A 12,851-nucleotide genomic window follows, 5' to 3' on the forward strand; every position below is an offset into this window, starting at 1 on the left:
GAACTAGACAGAAAAAGAAGGAGCATTTGAAAGAATGAAAGGTGTTATTTTCGCATTATTAGGAGGCGCATGTATTACATTACAAGGCGTAGCCAACGCAAGAATTAGTCAAGATATCGGGACATGGCAGGCGGCAACAATCACGCAGCTAACAGGGTTTATTCTCTCTCTATTCATTTTACTCATCGTTCGAGATGGCCACTTTTCGGAATACAAAAAGGTGAAGCCGCTCTATTTAATTGGCGGCGCATTTGCAGCCATCATTATTTTTAATGAAGTCACCGCTATTCAAATGATCGGCGTCACGCTCACCATCGCCGCCTTACTCATTGCACAGCTTGCATTTACCTTTGCAATTGATGCAAAAGGATGGTTTGGTGTTCAGAAGAAAAAAATGAAATGGCCTCATTATGCAGGGATCCTTTTAATGGTTGCAGGCATCATCATTTTAAAGCTATAAAGGAGGGCATCAAATGGAGGAGCTTCCTAATGAATCTCTTTTTTCCTCTTATATCGAAGCGCATCAATTACAGAACGTTTTTCACAAGAACTTCATGCCACATGTGAGCTTATGGCGCTATCAGCAAGGTGAGCTGATTTGCTCAAAAGGAGATAAGAGGGAGTACTTGTACTTGTTAGTGAAAGGAAAATTAAAGATTTTCACCACCACAAAGGAAGGAAAAACCTTTATTCTTTGCTTTAAAAACCCTCTTGAAGCGATTGGAGATATTGAGTACGTTCAACAGACAGATATGGTCAATACAGTCGAAGCCGTCACAGAAGTACATATGCTAAGAATTTCCCATCAAGCACTCATGCGACATGCGAAGGACGACCCTCGCGTTTTAACCTTTTTGCTAAAAGGGATCACAAACAAATTTTATATAAAATCAAACGATTTAAGCTTCCACCTTCTATATCCTGTGGAGGTCAGACTCGCAAGCTATCTATTGTCTGTTCTAACAAGTAATGACGGCGCCCTCACACGCCCGCTTCGTCTCACAGATGCCGCGAGCTTAATTGGAACGAGTTATCGTCATATTAACCGGGTCATTCAGCAATTCCAAGAAAAAGGACTGATTGAAAGACGAAGGGGAAAGATTACGATTTGTGACCAAAAAGGACTTTTAGAAATAGCGGAGCACAACATTTATGAATAGAAGAAACGAAGGGATTTATATATGATCATAGGCATAATATTAGCTGTCACTGCTGGGGCACTAGTCAGCTTACAAACCATTTTTAATAGTAAAGTCAATGAGCATACAGGCTCATGGTCAACAACGACACTCGTTCTTGGTATGGGTTTTATCGCTTCCCTCCTGATGGGTTGCTTATTAGAAGGAACAGGCATGTTTCAATTAAGACATATGGAAGCCTGGTACTGGGTAAGCGGGGCGATTGGGGTCGGGGTGGTCATCTGCCTTGTTCAGAGCATCAAACGTCTAGGACCCACTTATGGGATATCAATTGTTCTCACCTCACAGCTAGGATGCGCGCTTTTATTTGATTCGCTTGGCTGGCTTGGGTTAGAGAAAGTAGAATTTACATTTACAAAACTATTAGGTGTCCTTGTCATCGTTGCCGGAATATTGGTCTTTAAGCTAACCAAGCTTGAAGCAGCAGACGAGGAGCAGACGCAAGAAAAAGGGCTGCCACAAAAGTAGCTGCCCTTTTTTAAATCAATCGTCTCCATAAAACAGTGATCGTGGATAACCCAGTTAAAAGGAGCCTTTTCATGAAAGGCTTTTTTTTCTGCCCATAGGCGCTCGTTTTATATTCTGTTCGGTCTTTTGCTACAAGAACACTATACGCGATTTTCCGCTCAATGGCCTCCGTAAGAGATAACGCAAAGGGGGCACTATCAATGACCAAAATCGACTCCGTATTTAAAAAACTAGATCTCGCATCCAAATTATAGGTTCCGATCATACTTAAATGATCATCAATCACCATCGATTTTGCGTGAATTGAATACGGACCTTCATATTCATACAAATGAACACCCGTTTTCATCAATTCCTTTTTTGTGCTTAAATACCCTGCAAATGCTAAAGGGTTTGGTGTGGCTGTAAGGGAATTCGTCACAATCGTCGTTTGAATACCACTAGGTAATGGAGTGAGGCCGTCTTTCATTGGACGTGTCGGTATGACATAAGGCGTCTGGATGAGAACAGAACGCTTTGCCCGGTGAGCGAGATCGTTTAACTTTTTTAGTACGAGAGGGCGTTTATTCAAGCGTTCCACTGGATTTGTGAAAAAGGCCAGCTGTTTCGCCGCAATGGCATCTTTTGCCCAATCGAATGTGGACATCACAAAAGGTTCTTTTGTGCGAAGGGCTTCTTGATAAGATCTAAGCAACTGTTTCCTTAGTTTTTTCCCTTTTTTCGCTTTTGCCTTGGAAAAGACATCTTTCGTTTTTTTCGTAAAATCATGATTCCATAAATAAACGAAATACTGTTCCATTTCATCTAATACTTTTCCCTTTTGGGCGTTGTAGAGCAGCACATCGCGGTCATAAGCAAAGTCTTTCGGCGGCTGATCTGCAAAGTATTTATCACCGATATTCCTACCGCCCATGACAGCGACTCGTCCATCTGCCAAAAGCAGCTTATCATGCAGGCGGTTATGCCATGTCCATGGCTTAAACAAACGAAAGGGCTCATAAAATCGAATGGCCATATTCGGATGATCCGCCACAGCATAGCGCAAATGCTTCAGCGGTCCACGAAGGCTGTGGCAAATGCCATCTAACAATAACTGAACTTTCACTCCTCGATCAGCGGCTTCAATTAAAGCACCAAGTACCCATTCAGCCGTTTTTCCCTTTTGAATGGAATAATAACTCAAACGGATCATCCTTTTAGCCTCACGAATCATTTGAATTCTCACTTGACCCGATTCAAACCCGTCATCAAGGAGCATCACTTGATTTGTGCCTTGGTCGTCTCCTGAAATAGAAGAGGCTTTATAGATGCATTGGTCTTTACATGTTTTTTGAAACGGTAAGTAAAACAAAACAAATGCGGTCAAAAATACATATACCACATATAGAACAATCAGAAAAAACAAGAGATGAAGCATGGTGATCAATTCCTTTCACACAGACAGTTCTTTTTCTTATCTTATGTTAAAAACAAAATTTCACTCATGCTGCCTTTCTAATGAAAATACAGAAAAAAAGAATCATCTTGTTTTTACCGGCCATTTAATTATAGGATGAAATGATCAAGGGGAATCGCATTGAATGAACCATTATTTAACATTCCAAGTGATGTGTATCAAACGTGAAGTGAAACAGAACGTTATTTACTGCATGATATTCACCAACATTTAGAGGATATCTCCACCTTATCTATCGTCACATTAAGTGAAAGAGCCAACGTGTCGACAGCTACGATTGTCAGACTGATGAAGAAAATTGGATACAACGGCTATGTCACATCTAAAATACGAATCGTTGGCAGTGAAGGAAAAGCCCATCTTTTATATCAATAAGAAGAAAAAAAGCAGAGCCCCATCGCTCTGCTTTTTCATCTTATTCGCTTTCTTTCATTTCATTTGATGTACGTACTCGTGCATTTCCCATGAATACGACCGTTATCGCTGCAAGTGCAATTGGGAATAAAGCAATCATAAATACATACGTAATACTTTGTGACATCGCATCAATGACCTTATTTAAAATATCAGGTGGAATTTGTGAGCGGGCAGCCTCTTGAAAAATGGCTTGCGGATCGCCAACTTGAGAAGAGGCTCCTTTCATCCCGCTAAAGGCATCTGCTAATCGATTCGTCAGGACATTGGTTTGAATCGTCCCAAAGATCGTCACACCTAACGTCATCCCAAGTGATCTCATAAACGAATTGGTAGAGTTGGCACTGCCACGGTAGCGCGGAGAGAGATCATTCATTGACGCAGATGGCAGAAGGGAGAAGCTAAAACCAACGCCAAACCCTGATATCATCATAAAGAGTGTAAGCCACAGCCTTGCTGTATCTGGCGACATGTTAGCAAGCAGCAGCATCCCAGCAAAAAATGAAATCACAGAGATCGTCATCAATCGTCTAAAAGGTACTTTCGTCTGCATTGTTCCGCCGATCATACTGCCAATGACTGAACCGATCATCATCGGTGTTAAAATGAACCCGGCACTTGTTGCAGATTCACCGTACACCGCCTGAACGAAAATCGGAATAAAGACAGCTAGAATAATAAACGTCCCGCCATATAAAAAAGCCAAAATTTGAGCTGTCGCAAACAAACGATTTTTAAACATCCAAAATGAAATAATCGGTTCTTCGGCCTTCCGTTCAACGATAAAGAAAATGGCACCAAAGACAACAAACACAGCAAATAGTGTCAGGATTTGAATAGAATCCCAAGCATAGGATTTACCGCCAAGCTCAAGTGCGAACATTAAACTCACAACCGCCACAACAAGCGTAATGGCGCCTGACCAGTCGATTTTCTGCTTACGATGCTCAAGCGATTCCTGATAAAATTTAGCGATCAAGAACACACTGACGATACCGATTGGCACATTAATATAGAAAACCCAATGCCAGCCGATTGTATCCGTAATAATAGCACCTAAGAGCGGGCCTAACACACTTGACAGGCCAAATACTGCACCAAACATACCGGACATTTTTCCGCGTTTTTCAGGCGGAAAGATATCAAAGATAATCGTGAAAGCGATCGGAAGAAGTGCACCGCCTCCAAGCCCTTGAATGGCGCGGTAAATAATGAGTTGATCCATCGTTTGTGCGATGCCGCACAGCGCAGATCCAATTAAAAAGAAAATAAGTCCAAACAGAAAAAAACGCTTTCGACCATACATATCTGAAAGCTTTCCATAAATCGGCATTCCGGCCATCACTGCCACCATGTAAGAAGCGGTTACCCAAGCAAATTTATCAAAACTGCCTAAATCTGCTACAATGCTTCCCATCGCTGTTGCGACAATGGTGTTGTCCATTGCTGCCATAAAAATGCCTAAAAGCAAACCGATCACAACAAAGCGAGTGGATGCCTTGCCTTTATCTACAGTATTCATTTCATTTACCTCCTGCTTACGTTCTCTCCTTTTTTTTGCTATGATCAACTTAATTATAAAGTAAGAGAACATTTATCTTGATGATCAAGATAAATTGATTTTAAAGGGAGGAGTACAAGTTGTCAATAAAGAACGAGGCAGAAGAGCGAGCGGACCAGATCATTCATACGATGAGGCGCCTTGCCACACGAACGGTTCTATTCCACCAAGCGGCCGCTCAATCGCTCGGCCTTTTTCCAACAGACCTCAAATCAGCCGATTTGTTAAACGAACTCGGACCACTCACAGCAGGTGAATTAAGTGAAAAAACAGGTCTTAGCTCAGGTGCAGTCACCGCTCTTATTGACCGGCTTGAAAAAGCTGGCTACGCCAAAAGAGAAAAGGACCCAAAAGACAAGCGAAGAGTCATCATTGTTCCACTAACTGCGGGGAAATCACAGGTGAAGCAGCTATTTTTATCCTTATCGGCATCAACCAAAAAGCTCACAAACGAATACAAGCCAGAAGAATTAGATTTAATCATTCAATTCATTTCCCAAACAGCAGATATCATGGATCAAGAGCTGCAATTGCTCAAATCTAAATCGTAACAAAGCACACTCATGCTGGTGTGCTTTTTTGATGGAAAAAAGAGCACCCAAAAGCTGCACAACACTGGCTGAAGACATTTGGACTTCTTTGACGCATGTGAGTTGATTAGACTTATAACCAAAGGGAAGAAGGGAGGGATTCCATCTGTATTTAACCAAAAGGGGCACCACTTTATTATCAATGCTGCTTCACACAACATCTTATCTATCAATAGAAGATTTACAAAATCGACTGAATGTCTCTACTCGTACCGTCTACTCTGAAATCAAACGCATGAATAGCTGGCTGGAAACCCATCAGCTTAGCAGCGTCCAGCGAAAAGATCAACTGGGCTACTATTTACACCCACATGAGAAAGAAGCGATTATCCAAAAAGCTGACACCATTCTCGTCGGTCATGACTATGAACCATGTGTAAAGGAAAGACGTGCGATCTTGCTCTTATCCATTGCATGCAGTGAGAAACGCCTCAGAATTGATGATTTTATGGAGATGACAAAGGTAAGCCGCAATACACTGCTTGAAGATATGAAACAGTTAAAAGAAGCACTTTCCAAACAGCAGCTCACACTCCACTATCAGGCGGCAAGCGGCTATTTAATTTCCGGAGAAGAAAGAGCCATTCGATTGGCGATGAAGCCTTATATTCATTTCATTCGCACCATGATAAAGAATGAAAAAACATTTCCAACGTTTTGGTTAAAGGGCCCTATATCACATAAGAGATTACACCATCTCCTCCAACAATCAGAACAAGATCTTAAGCTCGAGTTTGCAGATGACATGCTGGATCAGCTGTCTTTGGATCTCTTTTTCTACTTCAAACGAATGAAGCTAGGACGTGCTGTACACATTTCAGCGGAAGAAAAACGTACTTTGCAGGAAACAGATGAATGCTTGGCAGCTATTCGTTTCATGGCGCAGATTCAAAAAGAAACCAGTCTTTTTGTTCATGATGATGAAATCTATTTTCTTAGTACGCTATGGCTCAGTGCCAAAAAACAAAAACTTCCATCAAGTCAAAAAAAAGAAGAGCATCTCATTCGTACCATTGCCAGACAAATGATCTTTGACTTTCAGCGCTATGCGTGTATTTCCTTCCAAGAACTAGAAGCCTTGGAACAAAACTTAACCATGCATTTAATTCCGGCCTATTACAGGCTCATCTATCACATTGATATCATCAATGAATTAACAGATTCTATTAAACAGGCACAGCCAGAGGTGTTTGACATCACTCAAAAGGTTGCATGCCATTTAGAGAAGGCGACCTGTTCAAAGATGAGCGACCATGAAATAGCCTATGTGGCGATGCATTTTGGCGGCTGGATGAGAAGAGAAGGGATTTCTTCCATTGCGCGGCGTTCTGTTTACATTGTCTGCGGCGAAGGAATTGGCACAAGTCACATGCTAAAGACGCAGCTTCTCGAATTAATCGGCTACATCGAAGTTCGTGGATTGTTATCAAAACGTTCATATGAAGAATTAACGTCCATTGATGCCGACTTCGTTGTGTCAACAACACCTATTTCGTTTAAAGGAAAACCTATTCATCTTGTTCATCCTATTCTCACTGCCTATGAGAAAAAAACATTGCTTCAATACGGGGAAGGCTCAGAGACTAGGCTTGATGAGCAACATGTGAACGCTTTATTCAACGTGATTCAGCAGCACACCATCGTACAAAATAAAAAAGCATTGCTTCGTAACCTGAAGGAGCTGCTTCATCCCGCATACGTATCCCATCAGAAAGGGTGGAAACCAGTGTTAAACGATTTATTAACAGAAGAAACCATTCAGCTCCAGCAAACAGCAGACACATGGCAGGAGGCCATTACAAAAGCAGCGCAGCCCTTGCTTGATCAAGATGCGATTCAGGAAGGTTATGTGAAAGCAATGATCCAGTCTGTTCATGAAAATGGCCCTTATATCGTGATTGCACCACAAGTGGCCATTCCGCACGCCAGACCAGAGGATGGCGTGAACAAATTAAGCATGTCACTCATGTCATGTAAACAGCCCGTTTCCTTTTCAAAGGATGGAAAAAAGCAGGTTCGGCTCATCATTGTGCTAGCTGCCATTGACAGCATGACCCACCTAAAAGCACTCAAACAGTTGACGATGCTGTTAAGTGAGGAAAAACGGCTGAGACAATTAATAGAAGCAGAGGAATTCACAACGATTCAAGCTCTAATTGATCAATTTTCACAAGTATAAAGGAGGAAAATGTAGATGAAAAAAATTCTTGTTGTGTGCGGAAACGGTTTAGGAAGCAGCTTTATTGTTGAGATGAATGTCAAAAAAGCATTAGAAGAATTAGGACTTTTAGCCGAAGTGGATCATACCGATCTCAGTACAAGCAAAAATGAACAAGCAGATCTCTATATCGGAGCAACAGATATCATCGATCAGCTCGATGACGGCACAAGAAATGTTGCTGGGTTAAATCATTTATTAGACCAGGAAGCCATTAAAGACGTCCTTCGTAAACACATATAAGCCAAGAAAAAGGGGGATTCACAACATGATAGAACTGATCATGAACGATATATTGGGCACACCAGCAATTCTCATCGGTTTGTTTGCACTAGCCGGTTTATTATTGCAGAAAAAATCAGCCGCCGATACTGTATCAGGCACCTTGAAAACAACGATGGGCTTCTTAATATTAGGAGCGGGCGCAACAGTCGTGTCTGATTCACTTGGGGTTTTCAGGAAAATGTTTGAAGCAGCCTTTCACATTCAAGGGGTTGTCCCAAATACTGATGCCATGGCTGCAATTGCCCAAAAGGAATTCGGTACACAGACAGCGCTCATTATGATTTTTGGTATGTTCGTCAATTTGTTACTGGCAAAATTCACACCCTTTAAATACGTCTTTTTAACAGGGCATCATACGCTGTATATGGCTGCTATGCTCGCAGTCGTTCTCTCGACAGCCGGCATGAAAGGGACGCTTCTTATCGCCGCCGGTTCAATCATATTAGGTGCAGCGATGGTCATTGCCCCCGCAATTCTTCAGCCGTTTACAAGGAAAGTCACCGGAAGCGATGATCTTGCGCTCGGACACTTCAGTACGTTCGGTTATTTTACAGCGGGAATGATCGGCAAATGGGTCGGACGCCCAGAGACATCAACGGAAACCATTCAAGTGCCTAAATCACTCGGATTTCTCAGAGATACATCGGTGGCCATTTCAATTACGATGGCTTTGCTTTTCTTTGCTATTGCACCGTTTGCGGGAGTTTCCTTTATAGAACAAATTAGTGGTGGCTCGAATTTTGCTGTCTTCATTCTCATTCAGGCCATTACCTTTGCTGCTGGCGTGTACATTATTTTAGCAGGGGTTCGAATGGCCATCGGTGAAATTGTGCCTGCTTTCAAGGGGATTGCTGATCGCTTTGTGAAAGGGGCGAAGCCGGCACTTGATGCGCCAACGGTTTTTCCATTTGCTCCAAATGCGGTCATCATCGGTTTTTTATGCAGCTTTGCAGGAGGCATCATGTCTATTTTCCTTCTTCCTTTGTTTGGTTTAACTGTCATTGTTCCTGGACTTGTGCCGCACTTTTTCTGCGGCGCTACAGCAGGCGTATACGGCAATGCAACAGGAGGGGTGAGAGGTGCAGTCGCGGGTTCCTTTGTGAATGGCATACTTCTTTCATTCTTACCTGCTTGTTTACTTCCTGTGTTAGGAACTCTTGGATTTGAAGGAACAACTTTTGGGGATACAGACTTTGGCATCATCGGCATCTTCATTGGACTAATCAAGTTTCTATTTCATCTTTAAAAAGGAGGAATCTGAATATGACAGCCATTTTCTCACCTTCACTCATGTGCATGGATTTAACGCACTTCCGTGAACAAATTCACCTTCTGAACACAAGGGCAGACCGTTATCATGTCGACGTCATGGATGGTCATTATGTAAAAAATATGACCTTATCACCCTTTTTCATTGAACAGCTTCGGAAACTGACAGATGTACCGATTGATGTTCACCTTATGGCCGAACAGCCTCAGGACTTCTTAATCGATGCCTGTATTGATGCTGGTGCAACGATGATTTGTTTACATCCAGAAGTTGTGCAAAAAGACGTCTTTCGAATCATTCGGCATATCCACCAAAGAAAGTGCGAAGTTGGCTTTGTGCTAAATCCCGCTACACCAGTTTCGGCATTAGATGCGTTTATTCACTTAATAGACAGAGTGACCATCATGACGATTGATCCAGGGTTTGCCGGTCAGCCTTTTATTAAAGAAATGCTTCCGAAAATTCAAGAGGTGAAAGAAGTAAAAGAGAAGGGGCGCTACTCCTTTTCAATTGAAGTAGACGGTTCTTGTAATGAGAGCACATTCCGATTGCTTGCTGAGGCTGGAAATGAAATCTACATCATCGGCACCTCCGGTTTATTCGGACTACACGAACAACTAGGCACGGCCTGGGAAACAATGAAGCAATTGTTCGCAAAAGAAACCGCCGCAATTGAATCACCTTAGGAAAAAGAGGATGAAATCATCCTCTTTTTTACGCAATTTTACTAAACATACTGCACTCTCATCAAAACATACTCAAAAACTTTACAAAAAAACGCAAATTTTTAATTGAAAGCGCTTTATTTATGTGTTATTCTTCAAATATCTTTAGTAAACATTTAGTCAAATAAGCCATGAGGAGTTTACCTATGACCACACTCAAAGATATTGCTCATGATGCAAAAGTGTCTGTTTCTACTGTATCCCGTGTGTTAAATGGCGACCAAACGCTTGCCGTTTCACACGCAACAAGACAAAACATCCTCGACATAGCCAAGAAATTAAACTATACCCCAGTAAGAGCAAGAAAAGCCGATCCAGCAGAAGGAAAAAGCCCAACTGAATCCCCGGTCATCGGTGTCGTTGTCGCACAATCCATTGACGAAGAATTAAATGATCCTTTTTTTTCATCCATTCGAAAAGGAATTGAAAAAGAATATGCCAAACGAGGCCTGTCCACGCTTCATACATTTCGTCTGAGGAGCATGGACAAAGGGGAGATGCTAAAGGATATAGACGGTTTGATTGTCATTGGACGAATCAGCCCTGATACAGTTGAAAAAATGACAAATCGCATGGAACACATTGTCTTTATCAATCACTATGCAGATGAAGATTTGTATGATTGTGTATATGTGGACTTTGTCAGAGCGGCAGATCGTGCGATTCGCCACCTTCAAGATCTTGGATATACACATCTAGGCTATATCGGCGGGAAAGAGCGAGAGCATTATTTCGAAGGAAATGCGGTCATTGAGGACGAGAGACAAACCACTTTTATCAAAAGAATGCAAGAGGCGGGAAGTCTTCATATGAATGACATCCACATTGGTGAATATTCCATGCAAGAAGGCTATACGCTTATGCAGCAAGCCATCCAGAAAGGAAATCTTCCAGAAGCCTTTTTTATTGGAAGTGACTCGATGGCAATTGGTGCTATGCGCGCTTTACATGAAGCCGGTCTCCGTGTACCTCTAGATGTCTCAATTGTTGGGTTTAATGACATTGAAGCCGCTTCATTTTCAAGCCCGCCGCTCACAACGGTCAAAGTGTATACAGAAGAAATGGGGGAAGTGGGTCTAAAGCTTCTACTTGAGCGGATACACGGAAGAAAAATCCCTCTAAAAGTCGTCGTGCCCACCAAACTGATTGAAAGAGACAGCGCATGCCCAATCCATGAAAGGAGGTGAACCAAAATTTCAGTAAAATAAAAAAAGAGACAAAAAAGCAAAAAGGAATCTGCTAAGCATGATGGCCAGATCATGCTGAAAACAAAGCAGCTTACCGATATGCTTTCTCATCTCTTTGAAAAGAATAGAATTCCAGTATAATGGACTTCTTTTGTTTCCGCAACTGCATGAATTCTACTAACAATCGTCTGAATTTTCAGTGATCAAAAGGGGGAAGCCATGAATAAAAAAATCATGATGCTGTGTACAGCCTTTGTTTTGAGCATTATTTTGTCTGCTTGCGGCAATAACGGCGCGTCTGAAACAAACGGAAAGGTCACCTTGACTCTATTTTCCACGATGAGTAACAGCGGGGAAAGAAAGGCGTTTGAAGAAGTGATTCGTGATTTTGAAAAAGAACATACAAACATCCGAATCGATGCCAATTTCCCTGGCAACAGCTATGAAGATATGATACGCGTCAAAATGGGGGCAAACGATATGCCTGACCTTTTTGATACACATGGATGGGCCAAACTGCGATATAGCGAATATGTGGCAGATTTAAAGGATATGGACTGGGTGAAACAACTTGATCCTTCACTTGATCAGATCTTAAAGGACGAAGATGGCAAAGTCTATGCCTATCCGCTGAATCAAGCAAAGGACGGGCTCAGTTTTAATGCCAATCTATTAAAGAAATACGGCATTGAAGTCCCTAAAACACTGGATGAACTGAGAAGTGCTTTACAAACGGTTAAAGAGAAAAGCAAAGGAGAAGTTGTGCCGCTCTGGATACCAGGAGGAGATAATTCAAATATCGCCCAAGTCTTTGATGAGCTAGCCACTCCTTTATTAATCACCGATGAAAAACATCAATACGGAAAAGACCTTGAGAATGGATCTTTTGATTGGTCTCATTATACGCCGCTCGCACAGTTCATGAAGGAGCTGAAAGATCAAGACCTTTTAAATAAAGATGTTCTCACCGCAAAACTGTCTCAAGCGCCTGAGCTGATGGCGCAAAACAAAATTGCTTTCACCTTTGTAGGAGGATCTTTAGGACCTGAGGCGACAGAACTTAATCAATCGATCAAAGTAGGCACCATGCCCGTACCAGCTATTCATAAAGGAGACAAGCAAAGCTGGATTGGCGGAGAACGATTTACTGTCGCTGCTTGGAAAGACTCAAAACATTTAAAAGAAGCAAAAGAATTCATCGACTTTTTAGCAAAGCCGGAAAACGCGAAGAAAATCGCAGAAGGAACCTCGTCTGAAACAGCCTTAAAGAAAGTGAAAGCCGAAAACTATTACTCTACATTTTATGAGCAGTACAAGCATATCAAGATTGAGCCCTATTTTGACCGGAAATACTTACCAAGCGGAATGTGGGCAGTCATGGCAACAACCGGGCAAGAATTATTAGCAGGCTCCATCACACCAGAACAACTATCGAAGAAAATGGAAGAGGAATATAAGCGCCTGAAAAAACAATAGCA

The 12,851-nt window shown here is 42.0% G+C and carries 11 protein-coding genes and 2 pseudogenes; 11 read left to right on the forward strand and 2 right to left on the reverse strand.

Annotated elements, in window-relative coordinates; translation table 11 throughout:
• The first annotated feature begins 34 nt into the window (after positions 1–34).
• Genes BK049_RS17990 through BK049_RS18000 form a run of 3 tightly spaced genes read left to right on the forward strand, consistent with a single transcriptional unit; the run spans position 35 to position 1,667 of the window.
• A complete protein-coding gene (locus tag BK049_RS17990; RefSeq protein WP_071169107.1) occupies positions 35–460 on the forward strand; it encodes a DMT family transporter in 426 nt (141 codons plus the stop codon).
• Between the two features lie 13 nt (positions 461–473).
• Positions 474–1,160 (forward strand): Crp/Fnr family transcriptional regulator, encoded by a 687-nt coding sequence (locus BK049_RS17995; RefSeq protein WP_071169108.1) that lies wholly within the window; start codon positions 474–476, stop codon positions 1,158–1,160.
• Positions 1,161–1,181: 21 nt separating this feature from the next.
• Positions 1,182–1,667: a DMT family transporter gene (locus BK049_RS18000; protein ID WP_008361586.1), complete on the forward strand. Its 486-nt coding sequence runs from the start codon at positions 1,182–1,184 to the stop codon at positions 1,665–1,667.
• Between the two features lie 10 nt (positions 1,668–1,677).
• Here the strand turns inward: BK049_RS18000 and BK049_RS18005 are convergent, their stop codons facing one another.
• Entirely contained in the window at positions 1,678–3,084 is a 1,407-nt protein-coding gene (locus tag BK049_RS18005) for a phospholipase D-like domain-containing protein (protein WP_008361584.1), read from the reverse strand.
• 222 nt (positions 3,085–3,306) lie between these two features.
• Here BK049_RS18005 and BK049_RS19910 point away from each other — a divergent pair.
• Positions 3,307–3,498: pseudogene (locus tag BK049_RS19910) on the forward strand (MurR/RpiR family transcriptional regulator); the annotation flags it as partial.
• Here the strand turns inward: BK049_RS19910 and BK049_RS18010 are convergent.
• Positions 3,487–5,059: pseudogene (locus BK049_RS18010) on the reverse strand (MDR family MFS transporter). The pseudogenes BK049_RS19910 and BK049_RS18010 overlap by 12 nt on opposite strands.
• Before the next feature lie 170 nt (positions 5,060–5,229).
• Between BK049_RS18010 and BK049_RS18015 the strand changes: the two are divergent.
• The 7 genes from BK049_RS18015 to BK049_RS18045 all read left to right on the forward strand — a co-directional run bounded on the left by BK049_RS18015 (position 5,230) and on the right by BK049_RS18045 (position 12,849).
• Complete coding sequence (locus BK049_RS18015; protein ID WP_051009131.1) at positions 5,230–5,649, forward strand: MarR family winged helix-turn-helix transcriptional regulator; 420 nt, start codon at positions 5,230–5,232, stop codon at positions 5,647–5,649.
• Positions 5,650–5,794: 145 nt separating this feature from the next.
• A complete protein-coding gene (locus tag BK049_RS18020; protein WP_280513616.1) occupies positions 5,795–7,867 on the forward strand; it encodes a BglG family transcription antiterminator in 2,073 nt (690 codons plus the stop codon).
• 15 nt (positions 7,868–7,882) lie between these two features.
• A complete protein-coding gene (locus BK049_RS18025; protein ID WP_071169111.1) occupies positions 7,883–8,149 on the forward strand; it encodes a PTS sugar transporter subunit IIB in 267 nt (88 codons plus the stop codon).
• A 25-nt stretch (positions 8,150–8,174) separates the two neighbouring features.
• Positions 8,175–9,437: a PTS ascorbate transporter subunit IIC gene (locus BK049_RS18030; RefSeq protein WP_008361573.1), complete on the forward strand. Its 1,263-nt coding sequence runs from the start codon at positions 8,175–8,177 to the stop codon at positions 9,435–9,437.
• A gap of 17 nt (positions 9,438–9,454) precedes the next feature.
• A complete protein-coding gene (alsE, locus tag BK049_RS18035; RefSeq protein WP_008361571.1) occupies positions 9,455–10,147 on the forward strand; it encodes a D-allulose 6-phosphate 3-epimerase in 693 nt (230 codons plus the stop codon).
• A gap of 185 nt (positions 10,148–10,332) precedes the next feature.
• Positions 10,333–11,373 (forward strand): LacI family DNA-binding transcriptional regulator, encoded by a 1,041-nt coding sequence (locus BK049_RS18040; RefSeq protein ID WP_008357791.1) that lies wholly within the window; start codon positions 10,333–10,335, stop codon positions 11,371–11,373.
• Positions 11,374–11,592: 219 nt separating this feature from the next.
• Complete coding sequence (locus BK049_RS18045) at positions 11,593–12,849, forward strand: ABC transporter substrate-binding protein (RefSeq protein WP_008357794.1); 1,257 nt, start codon at positions 11,593–11,595, stop codon at positions 12,847–12,849.
• The last annotated feature ends 2 nt before the right edge of the window (positions 12,850–12,851 follow it).

The sequence above is a fragment of the Bacillus xiamenensis genome, assembly GCF_001857925.1.
In the GTDB taxonomy this organism is placed as follows: Bacteria; Bacillota; Bacilli; order Bacillales; family Bacillaceae; genus Bacillus; species Bacillus xiamenensis.

Excerpts from the sequence above, each read along its gene's own strand:
- alsE (WP_008361571.1), top strand. The coding sequence starts at position 9,455 with ATGACAGCCATTTTCTCACCTTCACTCATGTGCATGGATTTAACGCAC.
- BK049_RS18015 (WP_051009131.1), top strand. The coding sequence starts at position 5,230 with ATGAGGCGCCTTGCCACACGAACGGTTCTATTCCACCAAGCGGCCGCT.
- BK049_RS18045 (WP_008357794.1), top strand. The coding sequence starts at position 11,593 with ATGAATAAAAAAATCATGATGCTGTGTACAGCCTTTGTTTTGAGCATT.
- BK049_RS17990 (WP_071169107.1), top strand. The coding sequence starts at position 35 with ATGAAAGGTGTTATTTTCGCATTATTAGGAGGCGCATGTATTACATTA.
- BK049_RS18030 (WP_008361573.1), top strand. The coding sequence starts at position 8,175 with ATGATAGAACTGATCATGAACGATATATTGGGCACACCAGCAATTCTC.
- BK049_RS18025 (WP_071169111.1), top strand. The coding sequence starts at position 7,883 with ATGAAAAAAATTCTTGTTGTGTGCGGAAACGGTTTAGGAAGCAGCTTT.
- BK049_RS18000 (WP_008361586.1), top strand. The coding sequence starts at position 1,182 with ATGATCATAGGCATAATATTAGCTGTCACTGCTGGGGCACTAGTCAGC.
- BK049_RS18005 (WP_008361584.1), bottom strand. The coding sequence starts at position 3,084 with ATGCTTCATCTCTTGTTTTTTCTGATTGTTCTATATGTGGTATATGTA.
- BK049_RS18040 (WP_008357791.1), top strand. The coding sequence starts at position 10,333 with ATGACCACACTCAAAGATATTGCTCATGATGCAAAAGTGTCTGTTTCT.
- BK049_RS17995 (WP_071169108.1), top strand. The coding sequence starts at position 474 with ATGGAGGAGCTTCCTAATGAATCTCTTTTTTCCTCTTATATCGAAGCG.